This window comes from Vibrio sp. RM-41-2B (genome assembly GCF_024744415.1).
Taxonomy (GTDB): domain Bacteria; phylum Pseudomonadota; class Gammaproteobacteria; order Enterobacterales; family Vibrionaceae; genus Vibrio; species Vibrio diabolicus.
The window spans coordinates 13,471-34,041 of record NZ_JAMQWD010000026.1; the positions used below are offsets into that span (position 1 = coordinate 13,471).

Annotated in this window: 21 protein-coding genes; 10 read left to right on the plus strand and 11 right to left on the minus strand. The window is 46.3% G+C overall.

The features are described from left to right. Nucleotides 1-137: 137 nt before the first annotated feature. From NB463_RS15410 to epmA, 3 genes are read right to left on the minus strand one after another with little or no spacing between them, the layout of a single operon-like run. Nucleotides 138-773 carry a TetR/AcrR family transcriptional regulator gene (locus NB463_RS15410; RefSeq protein ID WP_005395413.1) on the minus strand — a complete coding sequence of 212 codons (636 nt, stop codon included), beginning with the start codon at nt 771-773 and terminating at the stop codon, nt 138-140. Between the two features lie 21 nt (nt 774-794). Beyond that, the gene (locus NB463_RS15415; RefSeq protein WP_048626684.1) at nt 795-1,169 is read right to left on the minus strand and encodes a VanZ family protein; all 375 of its coding nucleotides are present in this window, start codon (nt 1,167-1,169) and stop codon (nt 795-797) included. A gap of 9 nt (nt 1,170-1,178) precedes the next feature. Continuing rightward, a complete protein-coding gene (gene epmA / locus NB463_RS15420; RefSeq protein WP_046874653.1) occupies nt 1,179-2,150 on the minus strand; it encodes an elongation factor P--(R)-beta-lysine ligase in 972 nt (323 codons plus the stop codon). Between the two features lie 435 nt (nt 2,151-2,585). On the opposite strand from epmA, the gene frdA reads away from it, so the two are divergent. Genes frdA through frdD form a run of 4 tightly spaced genes read left to right on the plus strand, consistent with a single transcriptional unit; the run spans nt 2,586 to nt 5,917 of the window. Further along, a complete protein-coding gene (gene frdA / locus NB463_RS15425; RefSeq protein WP_258430856.1) occupies nt 2,586-4,385 on the plus strand; it encodes a fumarate reductase (quinol) flavoprotein subunit in 1,800 nt (599 codons plus the stop codon). Next, nucleotides 4,385-5,143 carry a succinate dehydrogenase/fumarate reductase iron-sulfur subunit gene (locus tag NB463_RS15430; protein ID WP_005381489.1) on the plus strand — a complete coding sequence of 253 codons (759 nt, stop codon included), beginning with the start codon at nt 4,385-4,387 and terminating at the stop codon, nt 5,141-5,143. The genes frdA and NB463_RS15430 overlap by 1 nt, the downstream gene beginning before the upstream one ends. Before the next feature lie 2 nt (nt 5,144-5,145). Continuing rightward, nucleotides 5,146-5,529, plus strand: a complete 384-nt coding sequence (gene frdC, locus NB463_RS15435) for a fumarate reductase subunit FrdC (RefSeq protein WP_109170182.1) — start codon at nt 5,146-5,148, stop codon at nt 5,527-5,529. 10 nt (nt 5,530-5,539) lie between these two features. Beyond that, on the plus strand, nt 5,540-5,917 hold the full coding sequence (gene frdD, locus NB463_RS15440) for a fumarate reductase subunit FrdD (protein ID WP_005395421.1): 378 nt from the start codon (nt 5,540-5,542) through the stop codon (nt 5,915-5,917). A gap of 101 nt (nt 5,918-6,018) precedes the next feature. Here the strand turns inward: frdD and NB463_RS15445 are convergent, their stop codons facing one another. Continuing rightward, nucleotides 6,019-7,422: an SPFH domain-containing protein gene (locus NB463_RS15445; RefSeq protein WP_005395423.1), complete on the minus strand. Its 1,404-nt coding sequence runs from the start codon at nt 7,420-7,422 to the stop codon at nt 6,019-6,021. 265 nt (nt 7,423-7,687) lie between these two features. After that, on the minus strand, nt 7,688-8,254 hold the full coding sequence (efp, locus tag NB463_RS15450; RefSeq protein ID WP_005395425.1) for an elongation factor P: 567 nt from the start codon (nt 8,252-8,254) through the stop codon (nt 7,688-7,690). A 32-nt stretch (nt 8,255-8,286) separates the two neighbouring features. Between efp and epmB the strand changes: the two genes are divergently transcribed. Continuing rightward, nucleotides 8,287-9,309: an EF-P beta-lysylation protein EpmB gene (gene epmB / locus NB463_RS15455; RefSeq protein WP_005381502.1), complete on the plus strand. Its 1,023-nt coding sequence runs from the start codon at nt 8,287-8,289 to the stop codon at nt 9,307-9,309. A 95-nt stretch (nt 9,310-9,404) separates the two neighbouring features. Beyond that, nucleotides 9,405-9,902, plus strand: coding sequence for an MgtC/SapB family protein (locus NB463_RS15460; RefSeq protein WP_005395427.1), 498 nt, complete (start codon nt 9,405-9,407; stop codon nt 9,900-9,902). A gap of 100 nt (nt 9,903-10,002) precedes the next feature. Here the strand turns inward: NB463_RS15460 and NB463_RS15465 are convergent, their stop codons facing one another. From NB463_RS15465 to NB463_RS15475, 3 genes are all read right to left on the minus strand, one after another. Then, on the minus strand, nt 10,003-10,566 hold the full coding sequence (locus NB463_RS15465) for a VC2662 family protein (protein ID WP_258430855.1): 564 nt from the start codon (nt 10,564-10,566) through the stop codon (nt 10,003-10,005). 316 nt (nt 10,567-10,882) lie between these two features. Beyond that, nucleotides 10,883-12,529: a chaperonin GroEL gene (groL, locus tag NB463_RS15470; protein ID WP_005381509.1), complete on the minus strand. Its 1,647-nt coding sequence runs from the start codon at nt 12,527-12,529 to the stop codon at nt 10,883-10,885. Nucleotides 12,530-12,606: 77 nt separating this feature from the next. Further along, nucleotides 12,607-12,897: a co-chaperone GroES gene (locus tag NB463_RS15475; protein WP_005381516.1), complete on the minus strand. Its 291-nt coding sequence runs from the start codon at nt 12,895-12,897 to the stop codon at nt 12,607-12,609. A 240-nt stretch (nt 12,898-13,137) separates the two neighbouring features. Here NB463_RS15475 and NB463_RS15480 point away from each other — a divergent pair, with 240 nt between their 5' ends. Next, nucleotides 13,138-14,520, plus strand: coding sequence for an MATE family efflux transporter (locus tag NB463_RS15480; RefSeq protein ID WP_258430854.1), 1,383 nt, complete (start codon nt 13,138-13,140; stop codon nt 14,518-14,520). Nucleotides 14,521-14,614: 94 nt separating this feature from the next. Here NB463_RS15480 and pfkA read toward each other — a convergent pair whose 3' ends face one another. From pfkA to NB463_RS15495, 3 genes are all read right to left on the minus strand, one after another. Beyond that, nucleotides 14,615-15,577: a 6-phosphofructokinase gene (gene pfkA, locus NB463_RS15485; protein ID WP_048626679.1), complete on the minus strand. Its 963-nt coding sequence runs from the start codon at nt 15,575-15,577 to the stop codon at nt 14,615-14,617. Between the two features lie 284 nt (nt 15,578-15,861). Beyond that, nucleotides 15,862-16,770 (minus strand): CDF family cation-efflux transporter FieF, encoded by a 909-nt coding sequence (fieF, locus tag NB463_RS15490; RefSeq protein ID WP_005397530.1) that lies wholly within the window; start codon nt 16,768-16,770, stop codon nt 15,862-15,864. 111 nt (nt 16,771-16,881) lie between these two features. Continuing rightward, a complete protein-coding gene (locus NB463_RS15495) occupies nt 16,882-17,394 on the minus strand; it encodes a CpxP family protein (protein ID WP_053807756.1) in 513 nt (170 codons plus the stop codon). A gap of 190 nt (nt 17,395-17,584) precedes the next feature. On the opposite strand from NB463_RS15495, the gene NB463_RS15500 reads away from it, so the two are divergent. The 3 genes from NB463_RS15500 to NB463_RS15510 all read left to right on the plus strand — a co-directional run bounded on the left by NB463_RS15500 (nt 17,585) and on the right by NB463_RS15510 (nt 20,453). Further along, entirely contained in the window at nt 17,585-18,274 is a 690-nt protein-coding gene (locus NB463_RS15500; protein WP_005397534.1) for a response regulator, read from the plus strand. After that, nucleotides 18,274-19,668 (plus strand): envelope stress sensor histidine kinase CpxA, encoded by a 1,395-nt coding sequence (cpxA, locus tag NB463_RS15505; protein WP_053807755.1) that lies wholly within the window; start codon nt 18,274-18,276, stop codon nt 19,666-19,668. Before NB463_RS15500 ends, cpxA begins: the two co-directional genes overlap by 1 nt. A gap of 176 nt (nt 19,669-19,844) precedes the next feature. Beyond that, the gene (locus NB463_RS15510) at nt 19,845-20,453 is read left to right on the plus strand and encodes a superoxide dismutase (RefSeq protein ID WP_005397537.1); all 609 of its coding nucleotides are present in this window, start codon (nt 19,845-19,847) and stop codon (nt 20,451-20,453) included. Nucleotides 20,454-20,571 lie beyond the last annotated feature (118 nt).

Genomic DNA, 20,571 nt, shown 5'->3' on the forward strand with positions numbered 1-20,571 from the left:
TAGTTCCTTTATCGAGAGTCATATCCCAGAGAGGGCTGAACGGTATGAGGACTATTGTGCGTGGCATATTTGACAAGTCAACTCGAGCCACGACTCGAAAATGAGAGTGACTCTCGAAATATTAAGCAGTTTGACGTTTAACTGTGTAGATTGCTGACTGCATCTTCCAGTAACAGTAGCTGCTCTAACCCCTGCTCAGTTGCTAATGGCTTAACGACATTAAGCATCTGCAACATCCCTTGCTTCACCATTTGCTCAGTGATGCTGGTTTTCGAAGCCATTGCAGACTGATACGCCAACCAGCTACACGCAATCAAATGCAACGTACACACCAGTGACTTCAACTGCTGTTGATCAACATTAAGCAGCTTCAGCGATACAAACTCTTGCATGATCGCAATGAGGTTCGCTTGCAGCTTTTCTTGCACATCGATGTACTGCTCATGTAACTGCTCATCTCGTGACAAGATCTCAGGTAGATTCGCGTAGAAAAAGCGGTATTTCCACATTAGCGTAAAGATGGAATCTAGGTAGCTCTTCAGCATAGTCAGGCTTTCTTGTGAGCCTTGAATAGGGGTAAATCTTTCTAAAAGTTCTGCTGAATAAAGCGCAAAGATCTCACGAACGATTTCTTGCTTATTACGGAAGTGGTAATACAGATTACCTGGGCTAATTTCGATGTGATCGGCAATGTGATTGGTGGTGATGTTGCGTTCACCATGTTGGTTGAACAACTCCAGTGCCGCGTAGACGATTTTGTCGCGCGTTTTCATTGTTATCGTGTTCCCTCTTCATTAACGAATCGAGTATAGCGACTTCACCAACCTAGGTCGATAGAGGCTCCAAATACGGTAACATAACAGACCAGTTAGAATACCCGTTGAGTTGGCGACAAGGTCTAACCAAGAGGTTTGTCTTCCGACATACCCTTGTAGCCATTCGATGGCAGCACTAAATAATAAGATACTAATCGCCACCGCCCAACGCTGACGCCAACGCCACACGCAAAAGCAACCTAAAAACGCAAATCCGCTGTACGCCATGGCGTGCTGCATTTTATCAAGATACGCAATGTTGCCCCAGTCTTGCAACTCGCCCGAGCTCAACGATAAGTAAGCGATCAGTATTGCGTAGCTGAGAATGACCAAACGTGCAGCAGCCAAGTTCATTGAATATCCTTATGCGATTGGGAATGGAAAAGCCGTCACTTGATCAATGTGGTCACAGCCAAGCGCTAGCATGATCAAACGATCGATGCCTAACGCAACACCCGCACAATCTGGCAACCCTGCCTCCAATGCGGAGATCAAATGATAGTCGATTGGCTGCGGTTTTAAACCCATGTCGAGACGCTTCGCGTTATCTTGCTCAAAACGCGCCAGTTGCTCTTTCGGGTTATCGAGCTCATGGAACCCATTTGCCAGCTCAATTCCCTTAAAATACACCTCAAAGCGATCCGCAACACGATGGTCTTGAGGATTGATTTTCGCAAGCGCCGCCTGTGATGCCGGGAAGTCGTACACAAAAGCAGGCACATCCTGACCAATTTTGTGTTCGACTCCCACGCTAAATAGCAATTGCAGTAACGTATCGCGATCTTCTTCAGGCTCTGCAATGTCACTCAAACCCAGCTTGCTTGCCGCCGCTTTCAGCTCCGTCATCGAGCCTTCTAGTGGGCACACACCCAACACATCAATGAAGGCTTGTTGATAAGTCATGCGCTGCGCTGCGCCACACTTCAATACCAGTTGCAACAGATCATCCATTTCATCCATCAATTTATGATGGTCAAAGCCAACGCGATACCACTCCAACATCGTGAATTCTGGATTGTGGTAACGACCATTTTCTTCGTTACGAAATGCTTTGTTGATTTGATAAATACAACCGCTGCCAGCCGCCAGCAGGCGCTTCATGTGGAATTCAGGGCTGGTCATAAAGAACAGCTTGCTACCATCGGCGTAACCCGGGCCAACAAACTCGGTTTGGAAAGTATGCAAATGAATGTCGGTCACGGTTGCGTGACTCATGGCTGGCGTGTCGACTTCCATCACCTGTCGATCAGCGAAGAATTGGCGAATCGACGCGATTAACGTCGCACGTTGACGAAGTTGGTCAATGGAAGCAGTAGGTTGCCAGTTGGTTTGCATAACAAGTCTCTCAAACTTTAATTCAGCGAGGAAAGTCTCATTCTACATGCTTTTTACTCTTCAAGAAGAGAGGAATATCCCTTCTTATTTTTACTAACGTGCTCGCCTATTTGAGGCAAGCATTACTCGTGCCGCAGCACAAAAAACACTCAGTTAAAATCCTATTATCCATGCGGTTAATGTCACGCAACACAGGTTTAACATCCCTAATGTTAATGCTTGAGGGCCAAAACCTCGATGCCGTGATAGCAGTCACATAACCTATAAATTCTATGCCCTTAAGTGCATTACCGAAGCAAAAACCCAATTACATCAATTTTTCTGCCATGTGGCTCATCTACACTAACCCTACTACTTTTGGGGAGTTCTTTTTAAAGAGCGCCTCGTAATGACAATAACAAGCGGATTTCCGCAATCACACACTGGAGGATAACTGTGCAAATTATCACCACAGATATCGCAGTCATCGGCGCAGGCGGCGCTGGTCTTCGTACTGCTATTGCAGCGGCTGAAGCAAACCCAGACTTAGAAGTCGCTCTGATTTCTAAAGTTTATCCAATGCGCTCCCACACGGTCGCTGCAGAGGGTGGCTCAGCAGCAGTTATCAAGGATGAAGATAGCTTAGACAACCACTTCAACGACACTGTTGGCGGTGGTGACTGGCTATGTGAACAGGACGTTGTTGAATACTTTGTAGAGAACGCGACTCGCGAAATGATCCAAATGGAGCAATGGGGTTGCCCATGGAGTCGTAAAGAGAACGGTGAAGTCAACGTACGCCGCTTTGGTGGTATGAAGGTTGAACGTACTTGGTTCGCTGCAGACAAAACTGGCTTCCACATGCTTCATACGCTATTCCAGACATCAATGAAGTACAGCAACATCAAACGTTTTGATGAGTACTTTGTGGTGGACCTGCTTGTTGATGAAGGCGAAGTTCAAGGTCTGATTGCTATTCACATGTCTGAAGGCGAGCTTGTCATTATCAAAGCAAAATCTGTTGTTCTAGCAACAGGTGGCGCGGGTCGTGTTTACCACTGTAACACCAATGGCGGTATCGTAACGGGCGATGGTATGGCAATGGCTTACCGTCACGGCGTTCCTCTACGTGATATGGAATTCGTTCAATACCACCCAACCGGTCTTCCAGGCACAGGTATCCTGATGACGGAAGGTTGTCGTGGTGAAGGCGGTATCATCGTTAACAAGAACGGCTACCGTTACCTACAAGATTACGGCATGGGTCCTGAAACTCCAGTTGGCCAACCGAAGAACAAATACATGGAACTGGGTCCTCGTGACAAAGTTTCTCAAGCTTTCTGGCACGAACAACAGAAAGGCAACACCATCAAGCACCCTCTTGGTGATGTGGTACACCTTGATCTTCGCCACCTAGGTGAAGAGTACCTACAAGAGCGTCTACCGTTCATCTGTGAGCTAGCAAAAGCTTACGTAAACGTAGACCCTGCAAAAGAGCCAATTCCAATTCGTCCAACGGTTCACTACACCATGGGTGGTATCGAGACAAACGGCGGCTGTGAAACTCGCATTAAAGGTCTATTCGCGGTTGGTGAATGTGCGTCTGTTGGTCTTCACGGTGCAAACCGTCTAGGTTCTAACTCACTGGCTGAGTTCGTGGTATTTGGTCGCGTAGCGGGTGAAAACGCAGTGAAACGCGCTGAAGAATTCAAAGGTTGGAACGAGTCTGCAATCGATGCTCAAGTGAAAGCAGTTGAAGAGCGCATCGCCAAACTGATGAACCAAGAAGGTGATGAGAACTGGGCAAACATCCGTACTGAAATGGGTCATACCATGGAAGCGGGTTGTGGTATCTACCGTCAAGAAGATTTGATGCAAGAAACCATTAACAAGATCACCGAACTAAAAGAACGCTACAAACGCATCAGCATTAAAGACAAAGGCAAAGTGTTTAACACTGATCTTCTGTACGCAATTGAAGTGGGTTACGGCCTAGAAGTCGCAGAAGCGATGGTTCACTCTGCGATTCTACGTAAAGAGTCTCGCGGCGCGCACCAACGTCTGGACGACGGTTGTACAGAGCGTGATGACGTGAACTTCCTAAAACACTCACTTGCTTTCTACAAACCAGATTCAGCGCCAAGTATCGATTACAGCAATGTGACTATCACTAAGTCACAACCAAAAGCTCGTCTATACGGTGAAGCAGCAGAAAAAGCCGCAGCTGAAGAGAAGAACGCAGAGGAGCAAGCATAATGTCAGCAAATCGCATTCAAAAAGTAGACATTCTGCGTTATGACCCAGAAAAAGATGCAGAACCATACAAGCAAACATTCGAAGTGCCATTCGATGAAACCATGTCTGTGCTTGACGCACTGGGCTACATTAAAGATCACCTAGACAAAGATCTATCTTACCGTTGGTCTTGCCGTATGGCGATCTGTGGTTCTTGCGGCATCATGGTGAACAACGTACCGAAGCTTGCTTGTAAGAGCTTCCTACGTGATTACCCAGACGGTGTGACTATCGAGCCTCTAGCAAACTTCCCAATCGAAAAAGACTTGATTGTTGATATGACACCGTTCATCGAACGTCTTGAGGCAATCAAACCGTACATCATTGGTAACGACCGTAAACCAGAAGACGGTACGAACTTGCAAACGCCAGAGCAAATGGCGAAATACAAGCAGTTCGCTGGTTGTATCAACTGCGGTCTATGCTACGCGGCGTGTCCTCAGTTTGGTCTAAACCCTGAGTTCATCGGTCCTGCGGCACTAACGCTAGCGCACCGCTACAACCTAGACAGCCGTGACAACGGTAAAGATGAGCGCATGAAGCTTATCAACGGTGAAAACGGTGCTTGGGGTTGTACGTTTGTTGGTTACTGTTCTGAAGTTTGTCCGAAGAACGTTGACCCAGCAGCGGCAGTAAACCAAGGCAAAGTGGAGTCTTCTATGGACTTCGTGATTGCTATGTTGAAACCTGATGGTTCACCAAAGAAAGTGGAGGCATAAGGATGAGCAATCGTAAACCTTACGTTCGTGAAGTAAAACGCACTTGGTGGAAGAACCATCCTTTCTACCGCTTCTACATGCTACGTGAAGCGACTGTGCTGCCTTTGATCCTATTCACTCTGTTCCTAACTTTCGGTTTAGGTTGCTTGGTGAAAGGCCCTGACGCATGGCAAGGTTGGTTGGATTTTATGGCAAACCCAATCGTAGTCGCAATCAACATCGTTGCACTACTAGGTAGCCTATTCCACGCTCAAACTTTCTTCAGCATGATGCCACAAGTAATGCCAATTCGTTTGAAAGGCAAACTAGTGGACAAGAAAATCATCGTATTGACTCAGTGGGCCGCGGTTGCGTTCATCTCACTGATCGTTCTCATCGTGGTGTAAGGAGCTGAGCATGAAACCGAATTATAGTGTAAACACATCACCAAAACGTTCTGATGAGCCAATCTGGTGGGGTCTATTTGGTGCTGGCGGTACTTGGTTCGCGATGATTACGCCAATCACGGTATTGGTGCTAGGTATCTTGGTCCCACTAGGCGTGATTGATGCAGAAGCGATGAGCTATGAGCGTGTCTCCGAATTCGCAACCAGTATCATCGGTGCGCTATTCATCATTGGCACCCTAGCTCTACCAATGTGGCATGCGATGCACCGTGTACACCACGGCATGCACGACCTTAAATTCCACACTGGTGTGATAGGTAAAATTGCATGCTATGCATTTGCAGGCCTCATTACTGCACTAGCCGTTATCTTTATCTTCATGATTTAAGATACTGACTAAAAAGAAAAAGCTGGCTCTATGCCAGCTTTTTTATTGCTTTGGGTTACCCATGATCTTTTTGCTTTTTAAGCTTTTGACCACCCATAATCTTATTGCTGTATGACCTTCTTCGTTTGGTCCATAAGACCCAGGGCGCCAAAGCCAGTAATCACATCTAGGTTTGTTTTCAAGCCCGTTTCTTCGCTACCACCAATGTAGTTTTGTGGCATCTGAACTTGGAAGTTTTGCAAGTTGTTGTACAACGAGTTCGCTACGTCTCGATTCAACTCTGCCAAGTAAACTTCACGGTTTGCCCCTAACGCCGAGTACTTCGCTTTTAGGACTTCAGATTCTGCACGACCTTTCGCTAATATTGCTTTCGCTTCAAACTCAGCAGAAAGTGCGTTCGCCTTTTGAATGGCTAAGTTAGCCTCTGCGATAGCTAGCTCTTTCTCCTTCTCGACTTCAGCAAGTCGTTTGGTTTTTTCCACTTCAACGATTTCACGCTCTGCAATCTGACGTGCAACTTCCACTTCTTTTTGCTGAGCAATAATAGCGAGTTCTTTACCACGCTGAGCGTCTTGCACTTCACGTGTTCGTTGAATCTCTTTACGTAACTGCTCGGTCTCAGCCTGTGCTTTCGACGTTTCTTGTTCCTGAATCGCGCGAATACGATCCGCCACTAAACGCTTTTTATCCGCCAATAGCTGATCCAATTGCTTTTCTGGCTGTGGGTCACCAATGGTCACCTGCGTCACTTGAATGCCGTATTGTTGTAACGGGTTGTCTTGACGAATTGGTTGCCCGGTTTTATCTACAACTGGCACCGTTTTCCAAACCAGTTGATTGGTGCGCTGTAGTTGGTTCGCATTGGCCTGATTCGCCCCAACAGGCGCAAGATCCAACTCTTCCACTTCAACCTGACGTCGCTCTGTTAGATAAATCCCCTCTCGCAACTGATCGCCAAGTTTCGATTTGAACTGGTTCAAACCACCTTGGAAAAACTCTTCACCCGTGTATTGGGTTGCAGTAATCACCGTCACGTTACGTGCGTTCTTTACAAGCAACGCATCAATCAAGTTACTATTGTTGCGGAACTCTTTGTGCATCTTCTTCACCGCTTCAGGGTCATTACTGAGCTTAAAGCGGAATGTTACGGGAATCTGACCAATGTAGGTGTCGGCAAACCGAACCTGAATCGCATCAAGACGTTGATAAAAATCTTCGCCCTTGCTATTACCGAATGACACGGTGATCACTTGATCATATTTGGTGATTTTGGAAAGAAATGGCATACGAAAATGAATGCCAGGTTCAGTAAACACATCCAACTCACCAGTGATATTGTTCTGATGCACGTAGCTGTAACCTGCATCGGTCATCAGCACAGAGCTATTAATCGTTAAGCCTATTGCCAACAGCGGTACGCCAAACACCGCAGCTTTCAATCCTTTGTGTAGTAACTGACGTCTTTCTTCCACCTTTAAACCCCTACCTAAACCTCTGCTTTCCATTTTGTTCTCCTTTTTGGGTTGTTACTGAGTTAAATCGATAAAAATCAGATTGCTATGCAACTCAGCAACAAGTACTAATGTATCAAAATGTTACATTAAGGAATAATCGACAGATTCATGAAATAAATAAGATTTTTACGAATAATACAAAATCATCGAAAATTTGCGGAGGATATCGATTTTCTATGCAGGGACATTCAAGAGAGAATTACAGGCAATAAAAAAGGCCGCCGAAGCGACCTTTCTAACAATCAATCTAAAGTGCTTACTTCACACGGCCTACGTATTCAGCCGTACGAGTATCTACTCGAATCACTTCACCAATTGAGATGAACAGAGGAACACGAACAACAGCGCCAGTTGATAGCGTAGCTGGTTTACCGCCAGTACCTTGAGTATCACCTTTCAGGCCTGGATCTGTGTCTACCACTTCTAGCTCAACGAAGTTTGGTGGAGTAACAGTAATTGGGTTACCGTTCCAAAGTGTGATCATACAAGTGTTGTTTTCTACCAACCACTTAGCGTTGTCACCTACCGCTTTTGCGTCTGCTGCGATCTGTTCAAACGTTTCACTGTTCATAAAGTGGTAGAATTCGCCGTCTGAATATAGATAATCTAGGTCGATATCCATTACGTCTGCCACTTCACAAGTGTCACCAGACTTGAATGTTTTCTCTAGCACTTTACCAGAAAGAAGTTTACGAATTTTAACGCGGTTGAACGCTTGGCCTTTACCTGGTTTAACGTATTCGTTTTCCAGAATTACACAAGGCTCGTTATCAAGCATTAACTTAAGACCGCCTTTAAATTCATTGGTGCTAACTGTAGCCATTTTTTCCTCTTACATTCTTAGAGCTAAATTCAATGCCGCACATAATAACCCGAAAAGTCGAATCTGTTGAGCAAAACTGGCTCAAACAGTTGGCGAATGGGATCTCTGATCCTGCAAAATTGCTCGAAATACTGGAAATAGATCCTTCACCGTGGCAAGACGGGTTTGCCGCGCGCAAGCTGTTTGCACAGCGTGTACCGCAAAGTTTTGTCGATAGGATGGAGAAAGGCAACCCTAAAGACCCTCTTTTACGTCAGGTTTTACCATTAAGTGACGAATTTGAAGTACATCCGGGCTATTCCAACGATCCGTTAGAAGAGCAGGATAATGAAGTCCCAGGTCTGCTACACAAGTATCGCAACCGCGCCTTAATGATCGTCAAAGGTGGCTGCGCGGTAAATTGCCGTTACTGTTTTCGTCGTCACTTCCCTTATCAAGAAAATAAAAGCGGGAAACAAGCATGGACAAAGTGCTTAGAGTACATGGCGCAGCAACCAGAGTTGAACGAAGTCATCTTCTCAGGTGGTGACCCATTAATGGCAAAAGACGATGAGATTCATTGGCTTTTAGAGCACATTGCTCACATACCTCACATCAAACGTCTGCGTATTCATAGCCGTTTACCTGTGGTGATTCCCGCTCGAGTCACTGATGAACTATGCCAACTGCTGCAAGCATCAAGGTTGCAAATCATCCTCGTGACTCACATCAACCATGCCAACGAAATCAATGACGAATTTGCTGAACAGATGTTCAAGCTCAAAAGAGCAGGCGTTACGCTTCTAAACCAAGGCGTTCTGCTGAAAGGCGTGAATGATTCGGTAGAAGCTCAAGTGGCGTTAAGTGAAGCCTTATTTGACGCGGGTATCTTGCCTTATTACCTCCACGTGCTTGATAAGGTGCAAGGCGCGGCGCACTACTTTATTTCGGACGAAGAAGCAAAAGCCATTATGCGCGGACTCATCACGCGTGTATCGGGTTATCTGGTACCAAAACTGACACGAGAAATTGGTGGCAGGCCAAGTAAAACTCCATTGGATTTGCATTTAGAATAGGTCCTGACGCTCAATTAAATTTGTCGTCACGACCGTTCCTTTTTGTTCGCTTTGCACGGTAAGTCTATGCATACTCCGCTCTTTTGGAGGTCAAGATGCATACAGCACTCGAACAAATTTTCGATCTTGGCCCATTCAGCTGGCCTGCCCTACTATGCTGTGCCATTAATGGGCTAATGATCGGTATCGAACGCCAAACTCGTGGTAAACCTGTTGGCATTCGCACGGCAATTCTTATTATTTCAGGCACTTACCTGTTTATGTCGATGGCAGTATCGTTATCGCCAAATACGCTCGATCAAGCACGCGTGCTTGGTCAGATTATTACTGGCGTCGGCTTCTTGGGCGCAGGCGTGATGATGACACTCGATGGAAAAATCCACGGCGTAACATCCGCAGCGGTTATTTGGGTACTGGCGGGGTTAGGGTTGATGATAGGTTTGGGTTATTTAACGCAGTCGGTGGTCATTACCCTACTGGCTTTAACGGTGTTACTGGGCGTGGATAAAGCAGAAAACCACATCAAAGCATTGCGCCGGGGGGTTCACCAAAGAATTCAACAACGCAAAACCTCATCCCGCTTAATTAAATAGTTAACGCGCCGATAAACTCGCTTCACCCCATCAGTAATTAAAAAGCCCTCGACGAATATCGAGGGCTTTCTGTATCTAAAGATTCTGACTTGCTCAGGGATTATTTAGAGAAGTTGATGAGTGGGAAACATTTGAAGAAACCGTTATCCGCACAGTTCAAAAGACCAATTTGTACGCCATCAATTTGATCGGTCATGTTGAAGAAACCAAACTGGAAATTAGACTTTTTAGAGATACTCGCTAAGCCCACATCCGCCATGGTGTAGCCTTCAGAATAGTTCACCGCGCTCCAGTTCAAGCCTTTTACATTGTTCGTAATGTTGACAGCACCCAAGTTAACACCCGTCGTCTGACCTTGGTTCCAGTTAACTAAGCCTAAAGACGCACCTTTCATTTCTTGGTTTACCTTTGCTGCACCAAAAAACAGACCGAAGTTCACACCTGTCGTACGATCCGTTTCTGACATACCAAGCAGTGAAAAGTCGACACCTTTAACCTCATTCACCTGTCCATGCAACACGGCTAAACGAACACCACCAACTGACGAATTAGAAGGTGCGTTTGTGTTGTCGATAGTAGAGAACATCACAGGTGTACTGTCAGCAAGAGCAACTGGTGATGCGATAGCGGCTGCAACCGCCAATGACGTCATAAGCTTTTTCATTTTCATCTCCATGATGGGAAGCAACAATTTACAACATAGTGTAATGTTCAGATTTTGCGCTATCCACGTTCAAAAAGTGTTAGCGGTAGGTCAGATTTAACCATCTGACTCAAAAGAAAAAATTTTATTGCTTCTATTTTCATGTTTTTCCACTGACATTTCTTGAACTCGCCTCTCACAATCGAAGCCACATCAGAATGCTATATTTCTCGGATAACGCGCATAAAAAAGTCGAGGCAAATGCCTCGACTTTTAAAGGTTTGGTCGGTTATCTTTCCGCTATAAGGATTCCCTTAGAGCAAAGAGATAAGCTGGCTTACATCATGCCGCCCATACCGCCCATGCCACCCATGCCGCCCATGTCAGGCATCGCTGGTGCGTCTTTTTGCGGTAGGTCAGTAACCATTGCTTCAGTCGTGATCATCAGACCCGCAACCGATGCTGCGAACTGTAGCGCAGAACGAGTTACTTTCGTTGGGTCTAGAATACCCATCTCTAGCATGTCGCCGTATTCGCCTGTTGCCGCGTTGTAACCGTAAGAGCCTTCACCCGCTTTCACGTTGTTCGCAACCACTGAGTCTTCCTCACCTGCGTTCTTCGTGATTTGACGGATTGGCGCTTCCATTGCACGTAGTGCAACGCGAATACCAACGTTTTGCTCTTCGTTGTCACCCGTTAGGTGAGCAATCTTAGATGCCGCGCGGATAAGTGCAACACCACCACCAGCAACAACACCTTCTTCAACCGCTGCACGAGTTGCGGCTAGCGCATCTTCTACACGGTCTTTCTTCTCTTTCATTTCAACTTCAGTCGCTGCACCAACTTTGATTACTGCAACACCGCCAGCCAGTTTCGCTACGCGCTCTTGTAGTTTCTCTTTGTCGTAGTCTGAAGTTGCGTCTTCGATTTGTTGACGAATTTGAGCTACGCGACCAGAGATCATCTCTTCTTCACCGATACCATCGATGATAGTCGTGTTTTCTTTCGTGATAGAAACACGCTTCGCTTGACCTAGATCTTCTAGTGCTACTTTTTCAAGCTCTAGACCGATTTCTTCAGAAATCACAGTACCGCCTGTTAGGATAGCGATGTCTTGTAGCATTGCTTTACGACGGTCACCGAAGCCAGGTGCTTTCACTGCAGCAACTTTCACGATGCCACGCATGTTGTTGACAACCAATGTTGCTAGCGCTTCGCCTTCTACATCTTCTGCGATGATAAGCAGTGGACGAGACGCTTTCGCTACAGCTTCTAGCGTTGGAAGAAGTTCACGAATGTTTGAGATCTTCTTATCAACTAGCAGGATGAATGGGTTTTCTAGATCAACACTGCCTGACTCTTGGTTGTTGATGAAGTAAGGAGATAGGTAACCGCGGTCGAACTGCATACCTTCTACTACGTCTAGCTCATCTTGTAGCGCCTGACCTTCTTCAACAGTGATAACGCCATCACGGCCCACACGCTCCATTGCTTCAGCAATGATGTTACCTACGCTTGCGTCAGAGTTCGCAGAGATAGTACCAACCTGTGCGATTGCTTTCGTGTCGTTACATTCAACAGAAAGCTCTTTTAGTTGCTCTACTGCTGCTGCTACTGCTTTGTCGATACCACGCTTAAGGTCCATTGGGTTCATACCCGCTGCGACTGCTTTTAGACCTTCGTTTACGATAGATTGTGCTAGTACTGTTGCTGTTGTTGTACCGTCACCTGCCGCGTCGTTTGCTTTAGACGCAACTTCTTTAACCATTTGTGCGCCCATGTTCTGGAATTTATCTTCCAGTTCAATTTCACGCGCGACTGATACACCATCTTTCGTGATAGTCGGTGCACCAAAAGATTTGTCTAGAACGACATTACGTCCTTTTGGACCCAGTGTTACTTTTACTGCGTCAGCCAGAACGTTTACACCCTCTAGCATTTTAACTCGTGCGTCATTACCAAATTTAACGTCTTTAGCAGCCATCTTTGATTTCCTTTCTAAAATTCTTTGTGTGTAATTTCGTAATTGAATCTGAGCAAAAAATTACTCAATGATTGCTATTATTCAACGATCGCCATGATGTCGTTTTCAGACATGACAAGCACTTCTTTACCGTCGATTTTTTCAGTTTTTGTACCGTAACCTTCAGCGAAGATAACAGTATCACCAACTTTAACGTCCAGCGGCAGTACTGTGCCGTTTTCTAGGATGCGGCCTTTACCCACAGCTAGAACAACACCGCGAGTTGATTTTTCTGCAGCAGAACCAGTCAGAACGATGCCACCAGCAGACTTAGATTCAACTTCTTTACGTTCAACGATAACTCGGTCATGTAATGGACGAATGTTCATCGGTCGTCTCTCCTGAAAATTTCCATGTTTATTTGATAATTGTCCTTAGGGACTGTAGCCCCAGACACGTGATCCCTATATAAGGGGTCGAAGCAGCGATCCCAAGGGGGTGGCACAAAATTTTTGTGACTTAGTTAAAATAACGAACAACTAAGCAACGGTTTGCGTTCGAAATGCTCACTCGCCCAGCATCTCGCTTTCTTGTATCCTTGCAGTTTGCTCACCACATAGTTGTCATACATGCAGGAAAATAACAAGCTGGAACCCCAAGCGACCGATAAGCATGGTTTGTTGACCGCACCCATTCCTGAAACGCTGCGGAAAATGACCGTCCCCATGACCATGGGCATGATCGCGATTTTGATGTTTAACTTGGTGGACACGTTTTTTATCTCGTTGCTTGGTACTCAAGCGCTAGCGGCGATCAGCTATACCTTCCCTGTAACCTTTGCGGTTAACTGCATCACGATGGGAATAGGGATGGGTCTATCGACCAATATTGGTCGCTTACTTGGACAAGGTCACGCCCCACAAGCCGCTCGGTTTACCACTCACGGTTTGTTATTAGCGGTGTTACTCGTGGCTATCGCCTCTTCGATTGGCCTTGCCACCATTGCACCACTGTTCCGCTTTCTTGGCTCAGCCGACGACCTAATTCCACTCATCGAAGAGTACATGCAGGTGTGGTATCTCACCATTCCATTGTTGGTGATCCCAATGGCGGGCAATAGCGCGATACGAGCATCTGGGGATACAAAAACACCCGCCAAAATCATGATGTTGGCGGGCTTGATTAACGGCATGCTCGATCCACTACTGATCTTCGGACTTGGCCCATTCCCCGAGCTTGGCATCCAAGGGGCGGCAATAGCCAGTGCTTTTAGCTGGTTAGGTGCGCTATGTGGCTCATTCTATGTGCTAGTTAAACGCGAAAAGTTGCTCGCCCCCCCCCAATGGTCCTTGCTGAAACAAGATTGGCAGCAAACGTTAAAAATCGGCACTCCTGCCGCACTGTCGAACGCGATGAATCCATTGTCCGGTGCCATTCTGATGATGCTGTTATCCAGCCACGGTACGGCAGCAGTTGCGGCTTACGGTGCGGCGCAGCGTATTGAGTCTATTTTGATCCTAGTCTTGATGTCTCTGACCTCAGCACTCACGCCATTCATGGCACAAAACTTAGGGGCGAAAAACCCTCAACGCGCCTTTTCCGGCTTATTTATCAGCATGCGTTTTGCGGTGGTGTTCCAAGGGTTTATCTTCTTGATGATGGTGCCATTGAGTATTCCTCTAGCGGCATTGTTCTCGCAGGAAGAAGCAGTTAAAAATCTGCTGTGGCATTACCTGCTTGTGGTGCCGTTCAGTTATGGTTTTCAAGGCATTGTGATGATGTTAATCAGTGGGTTGAATGCGATGCACAAACCATTACGAGCATTCCAATGGAGCTTTATGCGTTTGTTTGTGTTTACCCTGCCATCGGCATGGATCGGAAGCCAAATTTACAGTATTGAAGGCTTGTTTATAGGTATCGCAGTGGGGAATACGTTAGGTGGCCTACTTGGCTATATGTTTGCACTGCGCGAACGTAAATTGACGCTCATTGAACAGAGCAGCGCTTCGTAAGATTTTGTCCGATGCGTCAGCTTCCTTTTGCTGATACTCAAATACAAAAAAACCGCGGAAAGCCGCGGTTTTTCTTTATCTATTTCAAACTTGCTTAGAACAGTTCTTCAGCAACTTTGTATAGATCGTTGCGTACTGGACGCTTCATGTTTTCGATCGCGTCGATGATGTCGTGGTGAACAAGTTGCTCTTTCACGATACCGACACAGCGACCGCCATGACCTTCAAGCAGTAGGTGAACAGCGTAGTTACCCATGCGAGATGCTAGAACGCGGTCAAATGCCGTTGGACGACCACCACGTTGGATGTGACCAAGTACTGTTGCACGAGTTTCACGACCTGTCGCCGCTTCGATGTCACGAGCCAGTTCATTGGCATCCATCATTAGCTCAGTCAACGCGATGATTGCGTGTTTCTTACCTTTTGCGATGCCGTCTTGGATGTTGCTGATCAGCTTGTCTTTGTCTAGGCCAGTTTCTGGAGTGATGATGTACTCACAACCACCCGCGATTGCAGACATCAGAGTTAGGTCACCACAGTGACGACCCATGATTTCTACAATTGAAATACGTTGGTGAGATGAAGAAGTATCACGTAGACGGTCGATCGCATCGATAACTGTGTTTAGTGCACTTAGGTAGCCCACTGTGTAGTCAGTACCAGCGATATCGTTGTCGATTGTGCCTGGTAGACCGATACATGGGTAACCCATTTCAGTCAGTTTCTTCGCACCCATGTACGAACCGTCACCACCGATCACGACTAGCGCATCAATACCATGTTTTTTCAGGTTCTCAATCGCTTTTTCACGCACTTCCACTTCTTTGAATTCAGGGAAACGTGCAGAACCTAGGAACGTACCACCTTTGTTGATCACATCTGAAACGCTAGAACGATCTAGCTTCTCGATGCGGCCTTCGTATAGGCCTAGGTAGCCGTCGTACACACCGAATACTTCCAATCCCTCGGATAGTGCTGTACGTACTACGCCGCGTATCGCCGCGTTCATACCAGGTGCGTCACCGCCACTTGTTAAAACACCGATCTTCTTAATCATGCTCACCCTCGATCTTTGGCAATCAATTATTTAATTTTCTTTTAGGCCCCTTGTTACCAAGCAACCTGCATAATCCAGAACTGTGCGTTATGTTACATTTCCTCTACAGGATTACCAATGAAAACGCACTTTTTTATGTAACTTTTCTACTTATGTAAGAGTATTACAGTTTCTCTATGAAACTTTGTTGATTCACATCAGGATCACGAATCTTAATAAGTATTGATGGAAAGATAGTCAATAAGTGCCTGTTTGTCGTCAGGCACTTATGGATTTTTCGAGCCCTACCAATCTTGCGCTTTTTGCTCTTTCTCTGGCCCAAAAACGACAGACAATGGATCTTGATGGATCAAAACATCCGCATCAGGAAACAAAGCTAAAAGGTTTTCCTCAACTTTATCGGCAATATAGTGCGCTTCGATTAAACGTAAGTTATCGTCTAACTCCAAGTGCAACTGAATAAAGCGTGTCGGCCCTGACATACGGGTACGCAGTTGATGAACCCCAAGAACCCCTTTCACATTCAAACATTCATTGCGGATTTGCTCCAATTCGGAATCCGGCAGCTTTCGGTCTAATAACGTCTGAATCGCTTCGCTGACCATTTTGAAGGCGCTGTAAAGAATGAAGACACCAATGCCAATCGCAAACACCGCATCCGCTTGCGTCACGCCAAAGTAGCTGAGTCCCAGAGCCACCATGATCGCAGCGTTCATATACAAATCAGTCTGATAATGCAGAGAATCCGCCGCGATTGCTTGGCTCCCTGTCACGCGTACCACATGTTTTTGGAACATCACCAAGCCAAGTGTGACCACTATCGCAAACAGCGATACATAAACACCGAGCTCCGGCGCATGCAGTGCGTGTGGGCGGAAAAATCGGTCAATCCCGTTCAGGATCAAAAACACCGCCGACCCCGAAATAAACATCGCCTGAGCCAAGGCCGCTAAAGACTCAGCTTTACCATGCCCAAACGTATGTTCGCGATCTGCTGGTTGTAAGGCATAACGGACAACAACGAGATTTACCACCGACGCGGCGATATCCAACATTGAGTCGATCAGTGATGCCAATAGGCTAACTGAGCCGGTTACCCACCACGTGATGACTTTTACAATCAAGAGAAGAGTCGCCACAATAGTTGCAGTCCAAGCTGCGGTCGTCACTAAACGTGCATATTGCTGTTTCATAATCAAAGAGTTAACTCAAACCATACGTTGAGTATATTGAATGCCCATGAAATAACCAGATCAAAAAGAGGCAACCAATGGCTGCCTCTTTGTATAACATCAATTCATGACTTAATTATTGCGGTATTTTTCCATGCGCTTATGCATTCTGTCGCCACACTCTTGCATGCGTTCATTTTGCAACTTCACAAACTCTGCTTTTTGTTCTGGCGTTAATACGCTCAGCATTTGGTGCTTTCTTTCTAGCATTTGCACACGATGCTCAGTTTGGCGTTCAACCATTTCTTTTGCTAATGAGGTCGCTTGTGCTTCATCAAAACTATCCGCTAGTAAGAGTGACTGCATTTTTGCGTGGTGTGCTTGTCGCTCAGCCATACGAGCTTCGCGATTTTCAGAATATTTGCCTTTCATCTGTGCGCGGTTTGCTTCACGGAAAGACTTAAGCTGATCTTTTTGAGCATCCGTCAAACTCAAATCACGCATAATGCCACGGTCCATTCCCATGCCACATTCATCACGCGGGCCTTGATGATGGTTTTTACCACCGTAAGCGAATGCGCTTGCTGCGCCGAGAGTAAGAGGTAGAACAACAGCAGCTAACACAAGTTTTTTTGCAGATTTCATAATTTGATTCCTTACACAGGTGAGTGATTCTTCTGAGCTGTTCTCACAGCGCTTGAGTATAGAATACGACCCACTAGGTAAAGCGACGTATAGGGAGCGTAAAGAATCGTAAAGAGTGATTTTTACCCTCTTCGCAGCACATCATTCCAATGTAATATTAAGCTATCGGTAACTTACTATAGGTGCCCCCATGGCAAACATTCTTTTAATTGATGACGATATCGAGCTAACCAGCTTATTAAAAGAAGTACTCAGTTTCGAAGGATTTGACGTCAGCGAAGCAAATGATGGCGAAGCAGGCTTAGCTGCGGTCAATGATAAGATTGATTTGATTTTGTTGGATGTCATGATGCCGAAGCTAAATGGCATGGAAACCCTTAAACGCTTGCGTGAAAACTGGGAAACTCCTGTCTTGATGCTGACCGCTAAAGGGGAAGAAATTGACCGCGTGATCGGTTTAGAGCTAGGCGCGGATGATTATTTACCGAAACCTTTTAGTGACCGTGAACTGTTAGCACGTATCCGTGCGATCTTACGCCGTACCAGCAGCACACAAAAAAACACCAAAAACAGCGATTGCATTGAGTATCAAGAGCTCCGTCTTTACCCAGGTAAACAAGAAGCATACTGCGATCAACAGTTGCTCGATCTCACAGCAACCGAGTTTGCTCTGTTGACCCACTTTGTGCAAAACCCAGGACAAGTGCTAACTAAAGAAACATTGAGCTTAGATGTGCTTGGTAAACGACTCGCCGCTTTTGATCGCGCGATCGATATGCATGTTTCGAACTTACGTAAAAAATTACCAGATCAGAGCAATGGCAAGCCGCGCATCAAAACCCTGCGTGGTCGTGGCTATATGCTGCTTGAGGAGGATTAATGCGCCTATCACGCATCAAACTGCCAAACATCAATAGCTTGTATGGACGCATCTTTGCCATTTTTTGGTTCACTATGTTATTGGTGTTGATAGCCGTGCTATCACTGCCACATTTGGACCCTCGCAAAGCTCGCGACATTCCAGAAGAGCACTATAAACGTATGGTAGAAACGCGTGACGCAATCCAACAAAAATACCGTCAGCAAACTGATTTAGGTCGAATACTATTTCGTATCGAGGGTAACCGTCACGGTAAGCATGACCCTCGTCCGCGCGTATTTTTTTCTGACTACAGCGGTAATGTTCTTACGACAGAAAAACGCAGTAATTTCCAATTACGTGCCATGCAAAACTTTGTCACCAGTATCGAAGATTACAACCAGCCAAAGCAGAAACTGTATGGTCGATACATGATTGCAGGTCCAATCCCGATAACTTTGGCTGGCTCCGATATCTTGATGTATGTGGGCTTCAAGTGGAATGAGCCACCACCACTACTCTTGCGTCTGTTTGATCACCCATTCCAGCTGTTGCTCGCGGTCATGCTGGTTAGTACACCATTGCTGTTATGGCTTGCCTGGGCACTAAGTCAGCCAGCGCGTCGTCTTGAAGCCGCCGCTCAACGTGTGGCGAAAGGCGAATTTGTCACAGACCCAAATTTAGAAAAAGGCACGGCAGAGTTTCGTCAGGCTGGCAGCAGCTTCAACCAGATGGTCGAGGCGGTTAATCAAATGATTTCAGGACAACAACGCCTGCTATCCGATATCTCTCACGAGCTGCGCTCACCTTTAACTCGTCTACGCATGGCAAGCGCATTAGCAACGCGTAAACAAGGCGAAAGCCCAGAACTGACTCGTATCGATACCGAAGCGCAGCGCTTGGAACAGATGATCAGCGAATTGCTTGAACTGTCTCGCATGCAGGCGAACAGCCATATGACTCGCGAAACGCAGCCACTGGAAAGTTTGTGGGAAGAGATCATTAAAGATGCGCAGTTTGAAGCTGAGCAAATGGGTAAGCACCTACACTATTCTGAACTGCCAAAACGAAGTATCTCCGGCAATCCTAAACTGCTGATGAGTGCTGTGGAAAACATCGTTCGTAACGCCATTTATTACGGGAAAGATGAGGTGCAAATCGACATCAAGGCCGATGATGATACGCTGCATATCACGGTGGATGACAATGGCGAGGGCGTTCCTGAAGAAGAATTAGCCGCGATTTTTCGTCCGTTCTATCGCGTTTCAACGGCCCGCGATCGCCACTCCGGCGGCACGGGTCTCGGCCTAACCATTACCGAAAGTGCCATCCGCCAGCACAGTGGAACGATCGTCGCCAGTCGAAGTCCGTTAGGCGGATTGCGCATGAGTATCACCTTACCTATCAATCGTTAACTTCAAGCCGATGAGCTAACAGTAAGCCACACCCTATTTCTAGAGTGAGAGATTCACGGCTTCATCTTCACTTTAGAAATTGGGTGGGAACGCCTTCGAATACCCTTACAAAGATCAAAGTTGATAATAATTATCGTTAGCATTAAAGTGAATTTTCCAATTAAGGAGGATTTACTATGTCACATACATTTCCCGCTCTGCCTTACCCGTACGATTCACTAGAGCCGTACATCGACGCGAAAACCATGGAAGTGCATTACAGCAAACATCACAAGACTTATTTCGATAAGTTCGTAAGTGCCGTTGAAGGGAGCGAGCTCGAAACTCAGTCATTAGACGAGATCTTTGACAATATCTCTAAGCTCAGCCCTGCAGTGCGTAATAATGGCGGCGGCTACTACAACCACATCATTTATTGGAATTGCATGTCTCCAAACGGTGGCGGTGAGCCTCAAGGCGCACTTGCTCAGGCAATTAACGATAAATTTGGTAGCTTTGCGCAATTTAAAGAAGCGTTTGCCCAAGCCGCGATTAATACCTTTGGTTCTGGCTTTGCATGGTTGATCGTAAAAGATGGTGAGATTCACATTACGTCCACCAGCAATCAAGACAACCCTCTGATGGACGTAGTGGATGTACGCGGCGAACCAATCCTCGCATTAGACGTGTGGGAGCACGCGTATTACATCAGCTACCAAAACCGTCGCCCAGAATACATTGACGCATGGTGGAACGTCGTCAACTGGCGAGCGGTTGAAGAAAATTACGCTCACGCTCTATTATAAAGAGCATCGATACTTACGGTATTAACGTCCGCGCTAATGCCTGCTTTCATACCCAGGTCAATCTTGCTGAATCTCGCATATCTTGCTGACTTGGGTATATACTGCCCCTCTATTTGAC

Bases quoted from the DNA above. Each gene is read 5' to 3' on its own strand.
- NB463_RS15410 (WP_005395413.1), bottom strand. From the start codon at position 773: ATGAAAACGCGCGACAAAATCGTCTACGCGGCACTGGAGTTGTTCAAC.
- NB463_RS15415 (WP_048626684.1), bottom strand. From the start codon at position 1,169: ATGAACTTGGCTGCTGCACGTTTGGTCATTCTCAGCTACGCAATACTG.
- epmA (WP_046874653.1), bottom strand. From the start codon at position 2,150: ATGCAAACCAACTGGCAACCTACTGCTTCCATTGACCAACTTCGTCAA.
- NB463_RS15430 (WP_005381489.1), top strand. From the start codon at position 4,385: ATGTCAGCAAATCGCATTCAAAAAGTAGACATTCTGCGTTATGACCCA.
- frdC (WP_109170182.1), top strand. From the start codon at position 5,146: ATGAGCAATCGTAAACCTTACGTTCGTGAAGTAAAACGCACTTGGTGG.
- frdD (WP_005395421.1), top strand. From the start codon at position 5,540: ATGAAACCGAATTATAGTGTAAACACATCACCAAAACGTTCTGATGAG.
- NB463_RS15445 (WP_005395423.1), bottom strand. From the start codon at position 7,422: ATGGAAAGCAGAGGTTTAGGTAGGGGTTTAAAGGTGGAAGAAAGACGT.
- efp (WP_005395425.1), bottom strand. From the start codon at position 8,254: ATGGCTACAGTTAGCACCAATGAATTTAAAGGCGGTCTTAAGTTAATG.
- epmB (WP_005381502.1), top strand. From the start codon at position 8,287: ATGCCGCACATAATAACCCGAAAAGTCGAATCTGTTGAGCAAAACTGG.
- NB463_RS15460 (WP_005395427.1), top strand. From the start codon at position 9,405: ATGCATACAGCACTCGAACAAATTTTCGATCTTGGCCCATTCAGCTGG.
- NB463_RS15465 (WP_258430855.1), bottom strand. From the start codon at position 10,566: ATGAAAAAGCTTATGACGTCATTGGCGGTTGCAGCCGCTATCGCATCA.
- groL (WP_005381509.1), bottom strand. From the start codon at position 12,529: ATGGCTGCTAAAGACGTTAAATTTGGTAATGACGCACGAGTTAAAATG.
- NB463_RS15475 (WP_005381516.1), bottom strand. From the start codon at position 12,897: ATGAACATTCGTCCATTACATGACCGAGTTATCGTTGAACGTAAAGAA.
- NB463_RS15480 (WP_258430854.1), top strand. From the start codon at position 13,138: ATGCAGGAAAATAACAAGCTGGAACCCCAAGCGACCGATAAGCATGGT.
- pfkA (WP_048626679.1), bottom strand. From the start codon at position 15,577: ATGATTAAGAAGATCGGTGTTTTAACAAGTGGCGGTGACGCACCTGGT.
- fieF (WP_005397530.1), bottom strand. From the start codon at position 16,770: ATGAAACAGCAATATGCACGTTTAGTGACGACCGCAGCTTGGACTGCA.
- NB463_RS15495 (WP_053807756.1), bottom strand. From the start codon at position 17,394: ATGAAATCTGCAAAAAAACTTGTGTTAGCTGCTGTTGTTCTACCTCTT.
- NB463_RS15500 (WP_005397534.1), top strand. From the start codon at position 17,585: ATGGCAAACATTCTTTTAATTGATGACGATATCGAGCTAACCAGCTTA.
- cpxA (WP_053807755.1), top strand. From the start codon at position 18,274: ATGCGCCTATCACGCATCAAACTGCCAAACATCAATAGCTTGTATGGA.
- NB463_RS15510 (WP_005397537.1), top strand. From the start codon at position 19,845: ATGTCACATACATTTCCCGCTCTGCCTTACCCGTACGATTCACTAGAG.